The sequence below is a fragment of the Okeania sp. SIO1H4 genome (assembly GCF_010672695.1).
Classification (GTDB): domain Bacteria; phylum Cyanobacteriota; class Cyanobacteriia; order Cyanobacteriales; family Microcoleaceae; genus Okeania; species Okeania hirsuta.
On the sequence record NZ_JAAHGB010000066.1, the window covers coordinates 16,607 to 39,121 of the forward strand.

Genomic DNA, 22,515 nt, shown 5'->3' on the forward strand with positions numbered 1-22,515 from the left:
AATTAAATATCAAAATCATGAAACCTATAACTAATTAACTGAAATCTGTCTTGTCTTACAGCGCTTTTCAGATTGATGAACCACATCATCATAACAAAAATCGTTTAAGGGGAAATGGCTATTCGCCTCTACTGTGGTCTACTGAAATGAAAATTGCTGTAGTCAAAAATTAAACTATAAAAAGAGCCTTTGATTTATCATTAAATCGAAGGCTTCAAAGTGACTTTATAAACTTATTAAGATTTTATAGATATAGCTACAGTTCCTTGTACAACTATATCTACAATCATTTTAACTTGATAGTCTAATTTACTTTACTTGTTTGTTTTCTTAAGAATTACTGGTAGCTGCTAAACGCTGCTTCAACTGTGTTAACGCATCTGCCCAACGGGGGTCTGGCTGAACTGCATCATTTCCGCTAGAATTAGGAGTACTACTGTTAGTCTTAGATGCTCCTTTATCCTTTTCACGACGAGACTTTTTCGCCTTACCAGTGCTTCTGCTGGCTGGTTTTGACTCATCCTCAGTTTTTTCTGGCTCGCCCTTATTCTTAGAGCGTGGCAAAGCCTTTTCAATTTTCAAAGGACTTTCTTTAAACTGATAACCATTGTACTTTTCGATAATTTGGTCAGCTTGTTCATCATTTTTGACTGTTACAAAGCCAAAACCACGGCACTTACCAGTTTTACGATCTGTGATCAATTTAGTGCTCACACTATCACCTTCTTCGGCAAAAACTTCTTGCAGTTCTTGACGTTCCATTACTTCTTTAGGTAGATTACCTATATACAAACGAATTGACATACCAATTTCCTCCAGACTTTGACTTGCTTAATGACAATAAAACAAAAACTTTGTTGACTGAGATTGACTGAACACAAACAAAAGAAGAGGGCGCTCAAAAAAAAACTGCTCCTGACTCTGAAGTGCGAAAAACCTGAGACAAATATTACTATTTACCGTTCTACTCAACTTACCCAAACTTACCCAAAAGGGTTTTAGAGCTAGCTTCCTGCTTTGCTGACGCAATGCTGCGCGAACATTGAATACCACTGACCGCAGTCTGTAACTTATCTTCGAGAGCAGGCTTAAAATCGGCGGGAACTCCACCTACTAAAATCTATTAATCTACTATGAAAACTTTGCTACTTGATATATTCCGGACATTCACTTAAGGTTAATGGATTTCTCAATCACCTTTTTACAAGCTACCTATTCTTAAGAGTTTTGTACAGGGTTTCAAGCCTTAATCTAAATTAAATTAGCTTGATTTTTGCTTTTGTGTACCCTAGCAGACAATCAGTTTTTTGTCAAGATTTATTGATATTTGTCCAAATTTATCCAAATTGTTTAACTTCAGTAGTTAGCCCTTAATAAAAAGTGAAATGATCTCCCATTTTTTAATTTGGTTAACTTTAGCAGATAATGTGATTTTATCAGGTTGTTTTTAAACTTTTTAGTCACCACTCAGTCAACAAGGCTATAGGTCTTGCTAAATTACTTCTTTTTGATATTGATTTGCTAAACGCTTATAACCCTAAATTATAAATATAACTTTAAAGCCTGCTAAATTCAAGCAACTCAATTACTACATAGTACATTATAGTAAATTTATTTTTAGTATACTCCCTACTATTGAAGACCAACTCTTAACCATAATATTTACCTTATTTTCCAAGCAAACCGGAAATGTTCATATTAGATATTTGATTTTTTAACAGACGACATTATATCTAACTAGTATAAACTTATCACAATCCTAAGTCAATAATCTACATATTTTTTGAAAAATTTGGCTACCAATATTTTCTTACCAAAAAATTCGGTTTAAAGCCCTATCCTAAAAGAAAAGCTCTATATTATCATCAAGAATGGCTTGAATTTTCTGAGTGTTTCATTAATATTAAAATTAGGATTGACATACCAAAATCCAAAGTCTTAGACTAAAGATACATCAAGATTTATTGATCGTGACAATCAAGAAAAACATACTTGACATATTTTATATAGGAGTTGTCTGTTCAAGATAAGATTCACTAGCACTAATGCTAAAAAGCTAGAGAAAAAATGACGTTATATTGTCATGGCAATTATAAGGATAGAACTCAAGCTAAGGAAAAGGCAAGTTAAATTAGAATAATCACACATAATACCGCAAGTATGCGAAAGTCAAGAAAAATCTAATAGCTAAACTATTAAGCAATGTCCACTTATAAGATCGCGAAGGTTCTTAATTAAAAAAAAAGCAGCCGTAATAACTAGCTGGCAGAAATTACTATGTTGGGAGATTGACACTTACCATGCAAGAATTTTAGCCGACAATGAATTTTAGAACTTTGCTGCTGATTAACTAAACCATTATATATATACTACTAAAACTATACTTACTATTAAATAGGATAAGTTTATACATTTCAATAGACGTAATATCTATACAAACTAATACAAGCCTACATCCTGAAGTTACTTTAGTTAAGCAAATTTAAATTTATAGCTAAATTTAACATTGTTTGTTTAATAGTGCAACCTTTCTTTACATAATCTGATAATTAAAATCTGCCTATATATATCATATAAACTCCCCATATAGAAAAAATACAAGCTACAATAGTTGACCAGACTGGATGGCCATTATTAAGATATTTACCAGAATCGCCTTTTAAGTTATGGATATCTATCCAAGGAATAGCCCCTCGCCTCCACCAACCAGTAACAGTTATAGACTTACCAACAAGATCTCCATGATTCGTGATCGTAGGCCATAAGTTACCAACAGGACCTAATTGAGAAGAATAATGTAACTTTATCAGTCCTTCTGTTGTTTGTAGAATCAAATTTTGTCCCAACAAATTACTTATACCACTCTTACCGAGAAGTTGGCCTTTGAGCTGAATTGGTTGACTATCTAATGGCAAAGTTTCTGGATCGGTTAGCAATTCTAGCAAATTAGGATTTTGCAGGATTTTAGCTGGTTTAATATCGGGAAAAAAGTGATTAATCCTAATCAAAATACCAATACTAAAACCTATGGCTAAAGAGCCAACTAAAATCGAAATATCTCCCCATAACCAATCAAGTCTCCAAAGACCAACAGCAGAAGAAATTCCACCTATTAACCAAAATAAGCCAGTAAAAAGTAGACCTATTAACATTCCGAAAAAAGGCGCTCCCTGAAGTAAAAGTTTCTGTAAATTAAAACTTGGTGTAGTTAAATATTTCTCTTGTTGATTCCTACTTAACTGATTTTTTTCAATGGCATTAGCATTAATATTTTCTAAATTCAGCTCAGTCTCTAGCTGCCAAAAATTAGCAGATAAAGATAATATTTTTAACCGCTCGCCAAGCAAAGGATGGCTATCATTAATTGCCAACCAATGACGATATGGGTTGACAATATCCCAGTTAAAAATTGATTCAAAATTATTATGGGAACAAATGCTACCAACAGTAATAGCTTGACTTATTCCTACTGGCATTAATAGTTCAAAACTTTCTAATAAATTTCTAATTTTGCCTTGATTTTGTATATCATTAGCCATTCCAATTGTAATTTTAAGAATAGCTCGTGTCAGACCATTAGGATTTCCTGTTAAGTTACAAGCTAGGCGATCGCTATAATAGACTCTTCGACGAGATAACCATAAAATCGGCAATTTTAGCAACCAATATAAGCCATAACTAGGAGTAGAAATTATTGCAGCTAATACTCTAAAACCGGATACTAAAATAGGTAAACAAGATTTGATGAATTCTGGTAAAAAATCAGGTAATCCGCGCTCAACAAAATCTAATACCCAATCTGCCCAAAAAGTTAATTGCCAATAAATAGTGTAAGGAATTTGAAGCATCAAAGTAGCTATAGACATTAACAAAAAATCTCCATTTTTAACATGACTAATTTCCCTGGCATAAATAGTGGCAATTTCATCTTCTGCTAATTTATCTAACAATCCCTGACTAACAACTATTCTGAAAAAACGAGGCAACCATCCATAACTGAATGCTATAGGAACATCTATTGGTAAAATCTTTAATTTAATTTTTTGTATTTTTCGTTTTTGACAAAAGCTACGGAGTAGTTTATTGGCTTCTTTACTGTAATTAATTAGAGTTGTTGTTGGTAAATTTTGGAGACCATAACCAAGGGTTAATAACCCATCAATTAACCAGGGAGAGAAGATAAATAATACTGTCAGAAAAATTATAAAATTTCGAGTTGGGTCTCGGTAAAAAATTTGAATCGGTTGGAAATAAGGCAGCCAAACTAGGAAATCATTAGTAATATCTAAAGTCAATTTTAATATAGTCAGACTTAGCCAATATAGACTAGCACCCACAACTATTTTTTCTAGCCAGAAAAGAGTTAAGTTAGGAGATTTAAGTTGACGACCTCCTTTTGCTCTTCCAGCTTCACGCCATATTATTTTTGGTGAGCGATCGCCTGTATCTGTAGGAATATTTGTTGATTTTTTATAGGGTTGATTTGAGGCTTTTGAATTGGAGTTATTAATTTCTGTTGATAAAGGTTGTTTTTGATTTTTTTCTGTATCTATATCATTTTGATTTGACTGATTATGTTTGACAATATCTGAGGGTTGACTAGAATTTTTTACAGAGTTATTTATGTTCGATAAATTAATATTTTTTTGAGATGGTTTTTGATTATTTTTTGCCGAGGCATTTTGCTCTGAAGTGGGATAAAATGGAACAAATCCTGTTTTAATATTTTGTTGTTGATGTGGGGGAGGTAATGGTGGGGTTTTAGGAGTAGGAATAGTTAATTTTTTAGGATTTTTTTGCGGATATCGCTTTAATAATTCTTTGAGGTTACGATGAGCAAAAGTTTGAATTTCATCATTAGAGATTTTTGTTAAATTACGGCATAGGGTAATGGCTTTATCTATTTGTTGAGTTCGTTCATAAGCTACTATTAAACCCATCTTTGCTTTTAACTTTTGCTTCAGGGGTTTTTGTTGAGAAATTATTTCTAGATGAGCGATCGCCTGTGAATATTTTTTTTGTTTAAGAGCAAGTAAGCCAGCTTTTAGGGATGGTTTTTCTGGTAAATAACTATCTGTAGCAGAGGGTGTATTATCTATCATTTTAATTTTTGATATTAATATTTTGGATAACTAATTAGTCACCTGCAAAAAGTAGAACCACTTTACCCATTTATTATTTTTATGTCTTTCTTTAATTTGAAATTTGACTTAAAATTTGCTGGCTCTACTCACTCTTTTTTAGTAATAAGCATTTTCTTTCTGAAGGAAAGCTAACATAAATGGAATACTGCCTCTTATACTAAGGGTGAAAAAAGAATGCTTTTCTTAGGTGAGAAAATTATTAAGTAAGTAATTAATACAGGTAGAATGACCTTTTTGATAATTATTAACCACTTAATGTGTTAATTATTTATATTTTCTTTTGTGGGTTTAATACCCCACAGTTAAGAGGGGTGCTTAAAATTGTTTGGGGTTATAAGATAGGGGCGTGACCTGTCGAAGAATATCCATAAGGAATGATACCAATTCCCATGCATTAATGCTATACTTAGGTAACACTTCAGTTATTAAGTAATTAAAAAAAATAGAGCATTTTTTTTACTAATTTTAGCCAAGCTAAATGTTAATTATTCTTGTGTTTACTTCCCCTCCTGGGAGGGGCTAGGGGTAGGTCCCATACTCAAGATACGGGTTGAAAAGTTTTTGATAAATGGTATTAGACCTTATGCCTTCAGCATAACTGCCTTCTGCCTTCTTCAATTATTTAAGTTTGCTGACGAGAAATTATAAACATTCACGCCTTTTTTGTTTTCATTATTCCCAATTTTCCCAGTAACCGACCTAAATAATGTTTCCAAGTATAAGGTTTAAAGACAATACATCTTTTCAGATGGGGAATCCAAACTCTATGTTTATTACCATTTAAGTTAATTAAATAAGCAATATAGCAATCCTATTTTATTCGTGTCAAAAATCTTACTGCTTTTTAGGGAACACTTAACTGGGAACAGAGAACAGGTAAGAGTTTCAGTTTTTTTATTTACTTTTTGATTTGTCACGACCTATTTAGGATTGCTATATTTTCTATATTCCGGGAATAACCATGGAGAATTTTAACTGGTTCAGCAAAGGCATTAATAAAACAAAATCTAGCATTCCATTCACTAGGCAAAGGGTACATTCTTGAAGAGGAATTGAGCAAAACTTGTGCGAAAGATGTTTGGTCACTTTATCGCAAATTACTATTAGATAAAAGCTTACTTGTATAGAGGTCAATCCATTCTTTAAATAACTGATCGTTTGCTTCATTTTTTCTAAAAAGAATTACCCCTGTATTTAATGGTTTACAAGGAACTTTTTGACCTGATTCTAAAATTGGATAGAAAGTATCAACTGGAGCAGGAACTAGGGCAAGATCGAAATATTCTAAGATGTCAAATCCATTTTCACAGTCACTGGCGAAAAAAGTATCTGTATCAGCAAAGATAGTTTTTTCATAAGGTGATAAAAAATATAAATTTTTGACCTTGAATAATAATCCTTCATTTCTACAAGTTACTTGTTCATCTACTCGAATAATTTGATCGAATAAATCTTTATCTTCAGGGTCTTGATTACAAGCTAGAGAGATTTTTATAGATGGATTAATCTTTTTTAAACTTTTAGCAGAGTCGCAAGCTTCATCAACATATTTTTTGCCCGCAGCAACGTAAAAAACGCCAGAATTTGAGTTAGTCATTAGCTTATAACCTAATTTAATTTGATTCAAATATACATTTGTGAATACTTTTCCGGGTCGCCCTCAACAAGCAGTATTTTTTAGAGTTTATATGTAAGCATTCAGCATTCAGCTATTGCTTTGTAGTCGGTAAAAGCAATTAATAAATTGAGGCCAAATTCAACTTGATGTTGCAGAGTGGTCATAATTTTTAGATGAAGTATCAACACAAAACATCAGTTTTTCAATTTTACCTTCAGCTACTTACCATTACATTTAAGCAACGCCTTAAACTTTACTATTAAAGTACACTCCCTTGAGCTTTATATGTAAGCATTCAGTATTCAGCTATGGCCTTGTAGTCGGTAAAAGCCATTGTTGAAGAAGGAGACAGGAGACAGCTATACTGGAGACAGGAGGAAAATTACATGGGGATAGTCAACGAAGGGCCGCTCCGCGTCTACGCTCCCCCAAGTAATTTTGAACACCCTGTAGACGGTGGGGTATTAAACCCACAAAGAAAATGATAAATTGAGGCCAAATTCAATAGTAATAGACGACCGCTAATAGCTGAATGCTTACGTTTATATCCCGATAAATCAAAGTATTTACCAAACAATATTACTACTGTCTAATTGTATAAGTTAATATCTTTATTAAGCTAATTAGGGTTTGCGCTTCACTAGTCTTTTAGTAGGGGTAGAAGACAGGAGACAGGAGACAGGAAACAGGAGACAGGACTTACGGGAATTATAGAGGAGGTAGGAGTAAGAATTGTCCCTAGAATTTTCTGCCCAATTCTTGCCCAAAATGCGCTCCTTTTTGACCTTGAGCAACCGAAAAGTTGGCACTTTTTTCAACCTAAAATAGCTAAAACCTTTATCTATCAATGCTTTGAGTTTTAATCAGCAAGCCCTAATTAAAAAACACTTAAAATCAAAACAAATTAACTTAAAACAATATTACTAATTTTGGCAATTAGACACCACTTATAGATCGAAAATTTTTCTTACAGTTCTGTATAGCTATATTTCTGCATTACAGGCTGACAAATTACATTAATTTTCTGTATTTCTTCAGCATTTAGTTTTCCCTGTAAATTGCTAGCTCTCGTTGTATTAATAGGTCTGTCAGTCCTGGTTCCTCCTGCCAAATATTTACCAGGATTTTTTTGATAAAAATTCAGTAAATCATCGCTCCATTCAATTTCCAAAAAATTAGTTATTTTCGCTAATGTTTCTTTTGTATTTTGGATTAGATCTTCATATTTAGACTCTAAAACATCAAATCCATGATTCTTTAGCCAAATCGGGTATTGGTTTTTATATAACCAATAAATCCCAGCTAATTCAACTTTAGATAATTGAGATAGATGCCAATTTTCTAGCTCTTTACCAAAAAAAGGCTTGAGTCTTTCTATTTCTTTTATAGCACATCTATCGATCCAATCCCCTTGTGAATTAACTAGATTGAGCATTGAAGAAATAGTGCTATGAGGATTTCTAATCGGCCATAGTATTTTTGAATTAGGATAAAATCTTTTTAAGAAATCTAGTTTATGAGAATGCTCTAGCATCTTAAAACATAAATAATGATGGTTAATCTTATTAACTGCTAGCCTTTGAGCAGAGGGAAAAGGATATGGACTAGGAAATTCTGTTTCATCTACACAAGTAATTTGAGGATGTGCATTAAGAATTGATAGTAATAAGGTTGTACCACTTCTTTGACAACCAAAAATAAAAAATAAATTCCCAGAAAATATTGGGCTAAAGTATCTTAATGTAATTAGATTTCTGAGATGATACTTAAATTGTGAAATCATATTTGGATTATATTTAACTAAACATTAATATCGTCAAAGGTCGTTGAAGAAGGAGACAGGAGACAGGAGACAGGAGACAGGAGACAGGAGGAAAATTACATGGGGATTCTCACCCCAAGTAATGCGTGAACACGACCGTTGACGGTGGGGTATTAAACCCACAAAGAAAATGATAATTTCTATGGACTAGCTAGACTTTTAAAGTATTCTATTCAAGCGGTGAAATTATTAAATTAAAACTAGACCATAGGTAAGCATTTCCTGCGGAATGCTGCGCAAATAGCTCTTAGTAGTCAGCACTTCCCTGCGGGATGCTACGCAAACAGCAAATAATAAATAACTCCTTCTATAGTATACTTTGGCAGTAACTTTTAATTCTCTCTAAATTTTTCAATTACTTTTACCTCTTCCTCTCATCAATAGCTGATAGCTGATACCAAATTGAAATGAAGCTGTATAGAATAATATTTCAAGCAGAATTGACCGCAGATACGCGTAAATAAAGATAGTAGCAATTAATGAATTTCATCATTCTATGCAACCTGATATCAAACTGGTATGATAGCTGAATGCTTATTACCATAGTCATCATATTTTAGGTATTAAAGTAGTCATACAAAATTAATTACACATACTCTAAAGCTAAAAATATGAGGTTGTGCATAAAGAAAATGTGGGAGTTTTTTTGCTTGATTGAGTATTGTTTTTTGTCTTATTAACATATTCTTATTATCAGTTGATTTCTGGATGAATAGCGATAATGTGCATGAATTGGCACAAGAAATTCTGCTGCTGTTATGGACGTGCAAAAAAATACAAATTTGATTCATAATGCCCATGTTCATGCATATCGAAACCTAGCATAGCTACATCGCTCCTTGGAGCTAGAATGACTTGATTACTTATCCCACACTTTACTGATGCACTACCAAATATGATGCTGTAAAAATTACAGAGAATAAAATTAGGTAATTAATTTTGCCTCAGCACTTAAATTGTCTAGGCAATCCAAGGTAAGTCAGAAGTAGAAACCGAGCTACAACTAAACTAATTATTCTCAAAATTATTAATCTGAGTGAATATTATTATCAACTATTTAGAGCTAATTTATTAAGTAAATATTAACAGGCTGAATTCCTGGCAATACAAAGGTTTTTGGAGTTATATCCCAATAACACCTAAATTCCTGAGAGTTAGATGAAGTAAGAGTTTTAGCTAAGTTTACAAATCAGCTCTTACATATCATCTAATTTTTACAAATAACAAATCAATGCATCAAGTAAGGTGAAAAACAGAACATTTAAGTATACTTGAAAAAAACACCTTTTGAGAGGGAGATTTACCATGAAAATAATTGTGAAGATTAAAAATTAATAATTAAATTAACGCCAAAATCAAAAACAGCTATTCTCCTGATAATTTAGAATTAGAAAAAACTTGTTGAAATTACTTTATGACCCTGAAACTATACAATACCCTAACTCGTCGCCAAGAAAATTTTGAATCCCTAGAACCAGGCAAAGTTAAAATGTACTGCTGTGGTGTTACAGTATACGACTACTGCCATTTGGGCCATGCTCGTTCGTATATTGCCTGGGACATAATACGTCGATATCTAATGTGGCGGGGCTATCAGGTACGATATGTGCAAAATTTTACTGATATAGATGATAAAATCCTTAATCGGGCCAGAGAAACAGGTACTTCTATGGAGTCGGTGGCCGAACGCTTCACTGAGACTTATTTTGAGGATATGAAACGGTTGAATGTGCTAGAAGCAGACGAATATCCTCGGGCAACTCAGACAATAGATGGAATTAAGCAGTTAATCAACGACCTGGAAAAAAAAGGTTTTGCCTATTCTGCGGGAGGGGATGTCTATTATCAGGTGCGGGAATTTACCGAATATGGGAAGTTATCGGGCCGTCGCTTGGAGGAAATGCAAGCTGGGGCAAGTGGTAGAGTTGGAGGAGAAAATTTAGAGACCTCTAAAAAGAAAGACCCATTTGATTTTGCCTTATGGAAAGCAGCAAAACCGGGGGAACCTGCATGGAATTCTCCCTGGGGACAAGGAAGACCAGGTTGGCATATTGAATGTTCTGCAATGGTGCGAGAGTGTTTAGGAGAGACTATTGATATTCATGGTGGTGGGGCGGACTTAATTTTTCCTCACCATGAAAATGAAGTTGCCCAGTCGGAAGCAGTAACTGGAAAGTCTTTAGCTAAATATTGGTTACATAATGGCTTTGTCACAATTAATGGGGAAAAAATGTCAAAGTCCCTCGGTAATTTTACCACGATTCGGGATTTATTAGACAAACCTGTAGACCCAATGGCTGTAAGAATGTTTGTTTTGACTGCCCAATATCGAAAACCTATTGATTTTACCCCTGAAGCGATCGCTTCTGCGGAAAATGGTTGGAATACGATTAAGGAAGGTATATTATTTGCTTATCAATATGGTTCTCAGTTGGGATGGGAAACGCCAGAAAAAGTATTATCTGAAAAGACAAATTTATTAACTTCTCAAGTTGAAAAATTTCAGAAAGCAATGGATGATGATATTAATACTCCTGGTGCTTTAGCTGTTTTATTTGAATTAGCTAAGGAGTTACGTCGAGAGGGTAATATATTAGTACATGAAGGCCAAACTGAAACATCTTTAGAGAAATTACAAAAACAATGGATAACTCTTGTAAAGTTGTCACAAGTATTAGGTTTAGAATTTCAACCAAATGCAGAAATTAATGATGAAGTTGGAGGTTTAAGTGATGCTGAAATTGAGTCTTTAATTCAGCAACGTTTAGCTGCAAAAAAAGCCAAGAATTACTCTGAAGCAGACCGCATTAGAGATGAACTACAAAACCAAGGTATTCAACTAATAGACCAACCTGGTGGTGTAACACGCTGGCATCGAAATTAGTTAATTTACAGTGTATTCGGTGGTTTATTAAGTACGGTAGGGAGTAGGGAGTAGTAGGGACTTTGTACGCAACGTCCATACAGAGTAGAGAGTAGGAAAGAATATAGTTTTTCCTGTCCTGAGTATTTTGTTAAAGAAGCTTTCATTATTTGGACTCTGAACTACTGTGCCACATTTACATGAGACTTCTTGCAAAAGTGGTAATTAAATCAATTAAAAATATGAAATCAACAATTCCCTATTCCCTATTCCCTATTCCCTATTCCCTATTCCCTACTCCCTACAAATGTCAAATTTTCACTCGATAAATTATTAATATGAAACCCGAACAAAGGATTTCTATTTCCCTATCTAATATCGTATTAATTATTAGTAGTTTTTTACTACTAATTCTGCTATGGCAAGTGCGGAGTCTAATTGTACTTTTGATGGTTGCAGTAGTTTTAGCTGCATCAATTTCACCATTAGTAAACATCGCAGAAAAAATGAAATTACCCCGCTGGTTAGGGGTAATTATAGTTTATTTAACCCTGATTTCTGGACTGATAAGTGTTGCTTTAACTATTGGTCCACCAGTATTCGATCAAATTGAAACACTTTTACGACAATTACCACTATTTTCTGAGAGTATTGGGGAGAATATTGAAGATTTTATTAGTTCCTTAATTCAAAGTCCTCCTGATTGGATTAATCAACTTTTTGATACTAAATCTGTCACCAGTTGGGTAATTCGTTCTAGTCAACAATTATTATTACGTTCTTATAGTTTAACTAAAGGTGTATTGGGAGGAGTAGTTAGTTTAATATTAGCTTTATTTATTTCAGGCTATATGTTAGCAGATAGCAAAACTTTGATTACTGGTTTAGTAAAACTTTTTCCTCAACCTTGGGATACAAAACTGGAAAATCAAGTTTTTCCTGTTACTCAAAGAATGGGAAGTTATATTAGGGGACGTATCATAGTTTCTGCCATTTTAGGTATCGCAACTACCACTGGTTTAGGATTTTTAGGATTGCAAGATTTTTCCCTAGGTTTAGGAGCAATAGCTTCTGTTACAAACTTAATACCTTTTATTGGTCCAATTTTAGGTGCTATCCCGGCTTTAATTGTGGCTATTGCTAAAGGTGGATGGTTGTTTTTGTGGGTAATAATTTTATATTATGTTATCCAAAATGTGGAAACTTATGTACTCGATCCTTTACTGGTTGGTTCTTCTGTTGGAGTACATCCTTTATATCAATTATTATCAGTTTTAGTAGGGATTCAATTATTAGGAATTATCGGCGCTTTGATTGTTCCACCTTGGTTCGCTGGTAGTGCTGCTTTGGTAGAAAATTTATATTTAAAACCTAAATTAGAAGCAGAAAATATGCAGCCTCTAGTTACGAATAATGGCGATCATAATTCACCACCCGTGACTTCTTGATTTGAGTTTTTAGGTGTTAAGTAATAGGTTGTAGTTTGATAGATAAAAATTATGGCTGTAGCTGATGATTCTTTCAGACAATCAATCTGAAAAGAGCGCAAATTAACTATCAACAGACTTTCTAAAATCTGCTAACTTTTAACTTTAGTTGATATTTCCAAAAAATTGGTAACATTTGTCGCCGACCCGGGGTCCTACCGCTATTCCTTAGTTTCCCGAATTACTACTCCCTACTCCCTAGAACCTCAGGGCTGTTTCATTCTAAACTGTGCCATTTTATGTATTGACGAAACCACATTATTTACAGCTTGAGGAAATTTATCTTTCGCTGTCTGAAAATCAATAAATTCATTGTCAAAATCTAGAATGAAATGACCCTGCTAGAACCTACGGACGTTGCATGCAATGTCCCTACCTAAAACAAACGAATTTTGTACCTCACGCTTTTTGGGAATTGCTATATCAACTATGGGGATTTAAAATTCATAAATTGGTAGTGCTAAACAAGTAATCATTTTTGAATTTTTAGGAGTAAAAATTCAATTCAAGGAATATACTAACCAATATCCTTAAGTCTTTCTGACTACCCATAAATTTAGCTCTTCCTATACCAGCACTCCTCGTAGCGGTTGTGCAGAAAATATCTGAGAATTAGTAGATCCTTAAATATGAGTAAGACTTTCAGATTTTTTACACAGAGTAAGAAAGTTTTACAAATCATTTAGGATTGCTATATAATTGAAATACTATAGTAATTTCAAATAAAAATGAAATACTTTTTAGGCTGAAAGTCTTTCAAGGCAAGAAATGCTTTTCTCAATCTAAACTTAAATGACTATATATTTTGTTTGCCATATAGTATTAAACATATTTATGAAGATAGTCAAGAAGATCAATCCACAAATTTTAAGTATAGCAAGTAATATAATATAAAAGTAGCAAAGATTCACAAGGATGTGGTCAAGAAAGTATTTTGCTCTCTGAATAATTATGCATAGTTCTATATTGTGATAACAAGACAGCTCTTAACTAGGGAAAATCAGGGGTAATAAATAGTTTTTGGTATCCTTCTCCCGCAGAAAAAAAATGTAACTCTGTTCAAGAAAATTTCGAGGCATGTGGAATGCCGATATTATTTCACAAAGAAGGAAAAAAATGGTGAAGATTCTCTTAGTTGAAGACAATGAAATGAACCGGGACATGTTGTCTAGGCGTCTAACGCGTAGAGGTTTTGAGGTAATTATTGCTGTTGATGGAATTGAAGGTGTCGAGATGTCTAAATCAAAATTACCAGATTTAATTTTAATGGATATGAGTTTGCCAGTTTTAGATGGGTGGCAAGCAGCAAAAAAAATTAAAGATAACTCAGAAACTAGCCATATTCCCATAATAGCAATGACCGCCCATGCTATGGCAGGAGACCGAGAAAAATGTATTGCTGCTGGATGCAATGATTATGATACAAAACCAGTAGAACTTCCCAGATTATTAGACAAGATCAAAAATCTTACAGGTAAAGAACCAAGGAAATGAAGCATGGCCAGGGAAAGATACTGGTTGTAGATGATAATCAAGTCAACCGAGAGCTTTTAGTACGACGACTTAAACGAGAAAGGCATTTAGTCACTGCTGCGATTAATGGGTTTCAAGCTCTAGAAATAATACAGTCCCAACCGTTTGACTTGGTACTACTAGATATTATGATGCCACAAATGAACGGTTATGAAGTCCTCGAAACTCTTAAGTCTGACCCTAAACTACGGCATATCCCAGTAATTATGATTTCAGCAGTGGACGATATTGATAGTATAGTCCGTTGTATCGAATTGGGAGCAGAAGATTATTTGTCCAAGCCTTTTAACCCTACACTGCTAAAGGCGAGAATTAATGCTTGTTTAGAGAAGAAAACATTTCGGGACCAGGAACGGGCCTATTTAAAGGAATTGGCTGAGGAAAAACAAAAGTCAGAAAGGTTGCTATTAAATATTTTACCTGAAGCAATTGCCCAACGCTTAAAGCAGGGAGAGGAAACTATCGCCGATAGCTTTAATGAAGTAACAGTTTTATTTGCAGATTTGGTAGGGTTTACCAAAATATCGGCCAACTTATCTCCCGCCGAACTGGTAGAGTTACTCAATAGTATTTTTTCTGCTTTTGATGAATTGGCGGACAAGTATGGACTAGAGAAAATCAAAACTATTGGTGATGCCTACATGATAGTGGGTGGACTACCAGTTCCAAAAGAGGACCATGCAGAGGCGATCGCAGATATGGCCCTTGAAATGTTAACCAAAATCCAGGAGATTTCTACAAAAGAAGGTAAGTCTTTGCAAGTTCGTATTGGTATTAATACAGGAGCAGTAGAAGCAGGAGTTATTGGGACAAAAAAAATTGCCTATGACCTTTGGGGCGATACAGTAAATACAGCCCACCGGATGGAGTCTCACGGTATACCTGGTGTGATTCAAGTTGCCCAGGCCACTTATGATTGTTTAGCTGACAAATACAGATTTAAGGAACGAGGAGTAATTGATATTAAGGGTAAGGGTAATATGAGGACTTATATACTTCTGGGTAGAAAGGAGTGAAATAGTTCAACAATATTTTCTTGAGATGGGAAGATGGGGAGATGGGGAGATGGGGAGATGGGGTGATGGATAGTAGTAAAAACATAAATAATTAACACACTACTAGTGCAGGATGGCGGAAATAACTGACCAGTTACAAAATCCTAAAACAATTACAAATAAATACTTTTGAGTTTTAACTTTTGACTGTCAGATATGCGTCTTACATTCTGAGGTTTCCTCAGAATTACGCACTCGCTTTTAACTTCCGCGTAGTGGCACTAGCTAATAATTATTCAAAAGTTTATTCAAGCTATATTAATTATTTAATAATTGAAGTTTAATCTAGAGTGTAGCATTAATGCATGATAATTGTTATGCATTGGCAATTAATGTTGACAGTAGTTTGTGACTTTTAGGTATACCATTCGAAGGAAAGGTTAGGACAGATCGACAACTTAAAACTCAGACAACGTAGGATTTTTACTTCTTCCTTATTTTTTCTTCCTTCTTCCTTCTGCTATAACAGGAAACAGAAATTAAAATTAAGCTTTACTTTCTGACTATTTAAGAAATACTATAGCAATCCTAAATAGGTCGTGACAAATCAAAAAGTAAATAAAAAAACTGAAACTCTTACCTGTTCCCAGTTAAGTATTCCCAGTTAAGTGTTCCCAGTTAAGTGTTCCCTAAAAAGCAGTAAGATTTTTGACACGAATAAAATAGGATTGCTATATCAAAAATTGAGCAGCTTACTAATTAGCGACTAATTACTATAAAATATAATTGTCAACCAAAAAATAAACTAGAAAAAATGTTATCAACTACAGAAATACTGATTGGTGCTAAATGGTTTGGTATTGCTACTATTGGATTTTTTATTCTGACAATTATTGGCTTTATTTCCAAATGGGGATTTAGATTTAGATTAGTCGGAGTAACAGGTTTTATGGGGGTGTTAACTGCTGGTTTATTTGGTTTAAGTTTAGGATTATTTACTCGTGTAGAAATTCCGGGAGCAGTTCCATATTCATTGGTTTATGATAATGGCGCAACTCAAACGGTAATAGCTGTTCCTAATACTATTACAGAGTCAGAATTAACAGCAACAATAAAGCAAGCTGCTGGAGATTTATTTTCTCCTGGTCGCCTGGGTGGAAGTGGTCAATTAACTATTAGAATTAGAACAATTATTCATCCTGAAGCGGGAGTTTCAGAACCGCTTTATTTAGGGGAAGTAAAACGTTCTCTTTCTCAACGGGAAGATGAAAATCTAGATATTAAAATATTTCCAGAAATTTTGGCAAAGTTGGAAAGTTATGGCGCTGCGCGCAGGCAATAGGCAACAGCGGTGCGACCCCGCGACGACGCCAGTCGCAAGGGAATGCGCACCAAGAGAGGCAACAGGCAACAGGGGGAATAAAAAGCTTATCATATAATACTTTTAGCTATTGGACACCTCCTGCAATTTGTAAATATGCCAGCGCACATTGCTATATCAGAGTCAAAATTTGGAAAGTGAGAGTTAAAAAGTAGGGGAGTGCGGGGAGAAGTAAAAACATTAATAATTAACACACTACTAACTAATAATTATTAAAAAGGTTATTCAACCACAGTTGTCAATCAATGTTGGGGAAAATGCTGTCTAAAACTTAACAGTCTAAGGAAAGGTTAGGACAGATAGACAGCTTAAAACTCAGATAACGTAATACCCTTTCAAGGAAGTTAACGGAAGGTATAACTCAAAAGTCAAAAGTAAGATTTGATCAGCTCAAAACTTTAATTATGCAGTAATTTCATAAAATTATTTAACATTTAAAGTTTGAAACTATTTGTGAAATATTTAAAGTGAATTTGATATAAGATTTTTCCCTCTTCCCTCTTCCCTCTTCCCTCTTCCCTCTTCTTTCTTCCTTCTTCCCTCTTCCCTCTTCCTTCTTCTTTCTGCTAATTTAAGGAGATTTTTAACAGATGGTAAAACAGGGAGATTTATTAAAAAGATTATTCAATGCTTTTAAGCCTTTTGAACCTTTGAAACCTGGTAGTCCTGTATATGTTGATTGTCGGGAAGTTCGTGGGGATGGAGATGTTATTATAGACTTAGCTGAAAATATTAAATTATCTGATAATAATACCTATCAACTTTATGCCGGACATCGAGGTGCAGGTAAATCAACGGAACTTTTACGATTGAAAGAACATCTGGAAAATAACGGATATTTTATTGTTTATTTCGCTGCTGATGAACAGGATATTAATCCAGAAGATACAGAATATGTTGATATTTTGTTGGCTTGTACAAGACACTTATTAGAACATTTGAAACAGGCTAATCCTCAGCCTTTACTTGATTGGTTAAAAGGGCGGTGGGGAGATTTAAAAGATTTAGCAAATACGGAAATATCTTTGGAAAGTTTGGCAGTTCAATCACAAATTAGTCAGTACGCTAAACTTACAGCAAATATTAGAGCGGAACCAACATTAAGGAGAAAAATTAGAGACAAAATTAATCCTTATACTGAAAGTTTAATTGAGGCTCTGAATAGTTTTATTCGTGATGGTAAAAAGAAACTTGGTTCTGGTTCGGAGCTGGTAATAATTGCTGATAGTTTAGACCGAATTGTACCAATTGTTCAGCCGGACGGACGTAGCAATCATGATGAAATTTTTGTAGACCGCAGCGCTCAATTGAAGGGGTTAGATTGTCATACAATTTATACAATTCCTATTTCAATGGTCTATTCTAATCAGGCGCCAAATCTCAAAATTGAATATGACGATCCACAGGTTTTACCAATGATTATGGTGGAGACTCCAGAGGGGAAAGTTTACGATTTGGGAGTCGCTAAAATTAGGGAAATTATTGATAGACGAGTTAGTAAAGTTAATCCAGATTTATCTTTAGAAACGGATGTATTTGAAAGTCGAGAAGTTTTAGATAGATTTTGTTTAATGAGTGGGGGTCATGTCCGGGATTTAATGTTATTAATGCAAAGTGTAATTAAACGTGCCGGGGGTAAATTACCGATTTCTGCCAAAGTAGTACAAAGAGCTATTACGGAGGCAAGACTTCCTTATAAAAGATCGGTTCAACAAGAAGAATGGCAAATATTAGTTAATGTTTTTCGTTCTAAAAGTATATTAAATAATCAGCAACACCGGGATTTATTGTTTAATCGTTGTTTGCTGGAATATACTTTCTTGGATGAAGAGGGAGAGAAGCAAACTTGGTATGATGTTCATCCTTTGATTAAAGGTGTTCGTGAATTTAAGGAGTTGTTAGAATGAAGCTTTAAAGAAGTCAGAAGTCAGATTTAGATCCCCCCTAACCCCCCTTAATAAGGGGGGAACTGCTTATGCTTAAAAAAGGTGGAATTGCTTAATAAGGGGGCAGTTTCAAAGTCCCCCTTTTCAAGGGGGATTTAGGGGGATCATAAATGTACTTCATTTTTATGAAGAATGCGATGCTCAAATAAATTAATTTTTACCCACCAGAGCATTTTTCATAACAGGATTTATCGAATTTATAGGGGGAAGGTTTCAAAGTCCGGAACTGCTTAAAAAAGGGGAACTGCTTCATAAGGGGAGAAGTTTCAAAGTCCCCCTTTTTAAGGGGGATTTAGGGGGATCATAAATTTTTATCCACCAAAGAATTTTTCATAACAGAAGTTCTCGAATTTATAGCGGTTTTTACAAAAGTAGATTACAAAACTTCTGCCTTCTGCTTTTAAGCCAAAATCTCTATATTTTATGTTAATGAAAACTACTACAAGGAGTTACTGGAATGAAGGGAGAAAAAGTTGTTTTGGAAGAGGATATACAGTCAACTTTTGCAGAGGAATATCAAGACCTATTGAATGTTGTCGGGTTTATTGAAGGTTTTGGTTTATTGTTTGTAGAATGTTCGCCTCCACAGGGAACAGAAATTATTGAAAAAATTCGGCAGGATATTCCCCAAGAAAGGGTAGAAGTTTTGCGTTTGGATAAGACTACTTATAATTTTTATAGTCTGGTAAAGGAATTGCCAAATTTAGTAGAGATTGATGTTTTGTTTGTGACTGGTTTGGAATATTCTCTCTATCAATATGAGGAGGATATGAAGGAAAGGGGTTTGGATAATAATGAGATTATTTCTATTAGTAGAAGGGGAGTACCTCCTGTTTTGATTAATTTGAATCAGCAGCGAGAAAGATTTAGGGATGATTTTGATATTTGCTTTGTGTTTCTATTACCAAGGTTTGCTTTAGATTACTTGATTAAACGTGCCCCAGATTTTTTTGATTGGCGTTCTGGGTTATTTCTGTTTCCTATGAATGAGGAATATTTACGACAAGAATCTTTAGATGTTTCAGCAAAAAAGTTAGATGATTATAAAGAACTTACAAGGCAAGAGCGTAAGTATGTATGGTTGAGAATTAAAAGTTTGGTTGATGATCAGAGACTTCCTGTTGAACAAAAAGCTAATTTGTTGGTGATCAAGGCTTTATTGGATAGAAAGTTTCAGCACAATGAAGAAGCAATATTAGCTTGTGATGAAGCATTAAAAATTCAAGCCAATAATTATGAAGCTTGGAATAATAAAGGCAATGCACTGAGAAATTTAGAAAGATATGAACAGGCAGTTGCTGCTTACGAAAAAGCTCTAAAAATTCAACCAGACTATTATTATGCTTGGTATGGTCAAGGCGTTGCACTGTTTTATTTAGAAAAATATGAACAGGCATTAGCTGCTTTTGAAAAAGCTCTAGAAATTCAACCAGACTTTCATTATGCTTGGAATGGTAAAGGCAATGCACTGAGAAATTTAGAAAGATATGAACAGGCATTAGCTGCTTTTGAAAAAGCTCTAGGAATTCAACCAGACTATTATTATGCTTGGTATGGTAAAGGCGTTGCACTGTTTTATTTAGAAAAATATGAACAGGCATTAGCTGCTTTTGAAAAAGCTCTAGAAATTCAACCAGACTATTATTATGCTTTGAGAAACAAAGGCATTGCATTAGAAAATTTAGAAAGATATGAACAGGCAGTTGCTGCTTACGAAAAAGCTCTAGAAATTCGACCAGACTATTATCATGCTTGGCATAATAAAGGCATTGCATTAGAAAATTTAGAAAGATATGAACAGGCATTAGCTGCTTTTGAAAAAGCTCTAGAAATTCAACCAGACTTTCATTATGCTTGGTCTGGTAAGGGTAATACCTTTTTACAATTAAAACTGTATCAACAAGCAATAGCTGCTTTTGAAAAAGCTCTAGAAATTCAACCAGACGATGAAAATTATATTATTTACCTTGGCTTAGTTAAATATGAAATGGGAAAGATAGATGAAGCTATAAAAAACTGGCAAACTGCAATTGAAATAAATAACCAAAATGTAGAACCTCAATTAGCAATAGGAGTTGCCCTATATAAAAAAGGTGAAATTTCAGCAGGTTTAACAATGGCAGAAACAGCATTAAAATTAGACAAAAATTGGGGAAACCTGCAACGGCTCAAAAAAGAAAATTGGAGCGATAAACTATTAGCAGATGCAGAAAAATTATTAGAAAATCCTCAGATAAAAATATTACTATCTCAGACAGTTGAAGAAGAAAGAAGCAAGAAGAAAGAAGCAAGAATAAAAAATGGATGGGAACTCAAACCCCAACCAATTATAAACACCCTGTAGACGGCGGAGAATTAAACTCAAAATCAAAAGATAATTCCGCAACAAAAACTCAACAATAAACCATCAATCCCACATTCCGCACCACAAAATATAGCAACCGAAGAAGGAGTCAGGAGACAACCCACCCCTCGCCCCTCCCCCTCCCAGGAGGGGAAAACAGGAGACAGAATTTTAGAAGAAAATTATAGCTGCCGTGATTGAGTCATCATCAGAGCAAGTATTTATGTGTAAATTTTTTACTCGGAAGATCGATGAACGAAAAAAGTATTGAGATGATTTGCATAGTATAAATACCTACCAAGCTACAGATTCATATACTACTTTTAATGATACGCTCTTGAAGTTCCGAATGTGGGATCAATATTACTTGTTGAAAAAGGAAAAAGTAGTCGTAGGTTGGGTTAAACCAATTTGGGAAAAGAATGTTACGAATAATAAGAGCAATTAAAAGACTTTATAGGAGATGTCCATTGGATGAAAAAGATAAATTGTTACCTAATAAATAGTATCAAAGCTATTTATTCTGACTCGGTCCTCCTAACTTCCCCTCCTGGGAGGGGGAGGGGCGAGGGGTGGGTTGACTCCTAAGAAATAACCTAGTTATTTGTAGCAAATATTGATCAAGTTGGTATTAAACCACAGTGCAACTCAACACAAAATTCTATCTACATATTCTGTGCTGCGGATAAGTTCCGAATATCATACCTCAACCAAACCTACTAAAAGTTGGGGAAACCTGCAACGCCTCAAAAAAGGGTGGTGGTGCATAGTAATGGTAGAGAGAGTGTAGGGAGATGGGGACCCACCCCTCGCCCCTCCCCCTCCGGTAGAGAGTGTATGGGAGAAATTAAAAAATATATATCTTCACCAAAACCCATACAGGACTACCCAAAAAAGAACTGTGGGGAAATAAACTATTAGCAGATGCAGAAAAATTATTAGAAAATTCTCAGATATAGCAATGTGCGCTGGCATATTTACAAATTTCAGGAGGTGTCCAATAGCTAAAAGTCTTATATTATCGGCAATTTATTCCCCCTATTGCCTTCCGGAGCTGTTACCTGTTGCCTGCGCGCAGCACTATAAAAACTTTACCAAAAAATTGTGGTCTAAAGTCTCCCCTTTTAAGAGGATAAAAAAAGAGAATATTCCTGATGTCAAACCTCCTGATTGCAGAGTTACTGTTAACGCAGTTCCTCAGTTAGGAGGCTAACTGATAACTGAAATGACCCACCGCCTTCTGTGAGATTGTACGTTACCGAAAAGCGACGTTGAAGGCCCCCGTGTTTTAACCGGGGGATGAAAACAAGCGAGTCGCTTAGACTAGACAACTTTAGTTGTCCTGTGTTATTATTACCTACAATAACTGTTCGGTCTGCCCG

General features: G+C 34.5%; 14 protein-coding genes. 9 read left to right on the plus strand and 5 right to left on the minus strand.

Annotated features, from left to right (window positions below; translation table 11 throughout):
• Positions 1-50: 50 nt before the first annotated feature.
• Positions 51-173 (plus strand): hypothetical protein, encoded by a 123-nt coding sequence (locus F6K06_RS27405; RefSeq protein ID WP_275670291.1) that lies wholly within the window; start codon positions 51-53, stop codon positions 171-173.
• A 157-nt stretch (positions 174-330) separates the two neighbouring features.
• Here F6K06_RS27405 and F6K06_RS27410 read toward each other — a convergent pair whose 3' ends face one another.
• The 4 genes from F6K06_RS27410 to F6K06_RS27425 all read right to left on the minus strand — a co-directional run bounded on the left by F6K06_RS27410 (position 331) and on the right by F6K06_RS27425 (position 8,545).
• Positions 331-804 carry an RNA-binding protein gene (locus tag F6K06_RS27410; protein ID WP_124143550.1) on the minus strand — a complete coding sequence of 158 codons (474 nt, stop codon included), beginning with the start codon at positions 802-804 and terminating at the stop codon, positions 331-333.
• Between the two features lie 1,745 nt (positions 805-2,549).
• Positions 2,550-5,102: a M48 family metalloprotease gene (locus F6K06_RS27415; protein WP_287243832.1), complete on the minus strand. Its 2,553-nt coding sequence runs from the start codon at positions 5,100-5,102 to the stop codon at positions 2,550-2,552.
• A 1,129-nt stretch (positions 5,103-6,231) separates the two neighbouring features.
• Complete coding sequence (locus F6K06_RS27420; protein ID WP_287308919.1) at positions 6,232-6,741, minus strand: hypothetical protein; 510 nt, start codon at positions 6,739-6,741, stop codon at positions 6,232-6,234.
• Between the two features lie 988 nt (positions 6,742-7,729).
• Positions 7,730-8,545: a sulfotransferase gene (locus F6K06_RS27425; protein ID WP_287243835.1), complete on the minus strand. Its 816-nt coding sequence runs from the start codon at positions 8,543-8,545 to the stop codon at positions 7,730-7,732.
• Between the two features lie 1,453 nt (positions 8,546-9,998).
• On the opposite strand from F6K06_RS27425, the gene cysS reads away from it, so the two are divergent.
• The 8 genes from cysS (at position 9,999) to F6K06_RS27465 (ending at position 22,054) form a co-directional block, all read left to right on the plus strand.
• On the plus strand, positions 9,999-11,468 hold the full coding sequence (gene cysS / locus F6K06_RS27430; protein WP_287243837.1) for a cysteine--tRNA ligase: 1,470 nt from the start codon (positions 9,999-10,001) through the stop codon (positions 11,466-11,468).
• Positions 11,469-11,785: 317 nt separating this feature from the next.
• Positions 11,786-12,895 (plus strand): AI-2E family transporter, encoded by a 1,110-nt coding sequence (locus tag F6K06_RS27435; RefSeq protein WP_287243839.1) that lies wholly within the window; start codon positions 11,786-11,788, stop codon positions 12,893-12,895.
• 1,155 nt (positions 12,896-14,050) lie between these two features.
• A complete protein-coding gene (locus F6K06_RS27440; RefSeq protein WP_124145811.1) occupies positions 14,051-14,428 on the plus strand; it encodes a response regulator in 378 nt (125 codons plus the stop codon).
• The gene (locus F6K06_RS27445) at positions 14,425-15,483 is read left to right on the plus strand and encodes an adenylate/guanylate cyclase domain-containing protein (protein ID WP_124145807.1); all 1,059 of its coding nucleotides are present in this window, start codon (positions 14,425-14,427) and stop codon (positions 15,481-15,483) included. The genes F6K06_RS27440 and F6K06_RS27445 overlap by 4 nt, the downstream gene beginning before the upstream one ends.
• 793 nt (positions 15,484-16,276) lie before the next feature.
• Positions 16,277-16,804, plus strand: a complete 528-nt coding sequence (locus tag F6K06_RS27450) for a Ycf51 family protein (RefSeq protein WP_124155654.1) — start codon at positions 16,277-16,279, stop codon at positions 16,802-16,804.
• Between the two features lie 629 nt (positions 16,805-17,433).
• On the plus strand, positions 17,434-18,750 hold the full coding sequence (locus tag F6K06_RS27455) for an AAA family ATPase (RefSeq protein WP_287243840.1): 1,317 nt from the start codon (positions 17,434-17,436) through the stop codon (positions 18,748-18,750).
• 496 nt (positions 18,751-19,246) lie between these two features.
• Positions 19,247-21,133, plus strand: a complete 1,887-nt coding sequence (locus tag F6K06_RS27460; protein ID WP_287243842.1) for a tetratricopeptide repeat protein — start codon at positions 19,247-19,249, stop codon at positions 21,131-21,133.
• Between the two features lie 726 nt (positions 21,134-21,859).
• The gene (locus F6K06_RS27465) at positions 21,860-22,054 is read left to right on the plus strand and encodes a hypothetical protein (protein WP_287308920.1); all 195 of its coding nucleotides are present in this window, start codon (positions 21,860-21,862) and stop codon (positions 22,052-22,054) included.
• Between the two features lie 263 nt (positions 22,055-22,317).
• Here the strand turns inward: F6K06_RS27465 and F6K06_RS27470 are convergent.
• The coding region (locus F6K06_RS27470; protein WP_287243843.1) for a hypothetical protein at positions 22,318-22,515 on the minus strand (198 nt) is incomplete at its 5' end.

Excerpts from the sequence above, each read along its gene's own strand:
- F6K06_RS27460 (WP_287243842.1), top strand. The coding sequence starts at position 19,247 with ATGAAGGGAGAAAAAGTTGTTTTGGAAGAGGATATACAGTCAACTTTT.
- F6K06_RS27410 (WP_124143550.1), bottom strand. The coding sequence starts at position 804 with ATGTCAATTCGTTTGTATATAGGTAATCTACCTAAAGAAGTAATGGAA.
- F6K06_RS27425 (WP_287243835.1), bottom strand. The coding sequence starts at position 8,545 with ATGATTTCACAATTTAAGTATCATCTCAGAAATCTAATTACATTAAGA.
- cysS (WP_287243837.1), top strand. The coding sequence starts at position 9,999 with ATGACCCTGAAACTATACAATACCCTAACTCGTCGCCAAGAAAATTTT.
- F6K06_RS27435 (WP_287243839.1), top strand. The coding sequence starts at position 11,786 with ATGAAACCCGAACAAAGGATTTCTATTTCCCTATCTAATATCGTATTA.
- F6K06_RS27415 (WP_287243832.1), bottom strand. The coding sequence starts at position 5,102 with ATGATAGATAATACACCCTCTGCTACAGATAGTTATTTACCAGAAAAA.
- F6K06_RS27450 (WP_124155654.1), top strand. The coding sequence starts at position 16,277 with ATGTTATCAACTACAGAAATACTGATTGGTGCTAAATGGTTTGGTATT.
- F6K06_RS27455 (WP_287243840.1), top strand. The coding sequence starts at position 17,434 with ATGGTAAAACAGGGAGATTTATTAAAAAGATTATTCAATGCTTTTAAG.
- F6K06_RS27420 (WP_287308919.1), bottom strand. The coding sequence starts at position 6,741 with ATGACTAACTCAAATTCTGGCGTTTTTTACGTTGCTGCGGGCAAAAAA.
- F6K06_RS27445 (WP_124145807.1), top strand. The coding sequence starts at position 14,425 with ATGAAGCATGGCCAGGGAAAGATACTGGTTGTAGATGATAATCAAGTC.
- F6K06_RS27440 (WP_124145811.1), top strand. The coding sequence starts at position 14,051 with ATGGTGAAGATTCTCTTAGTTGAAGACAATGAAATGAACCGGGACATG.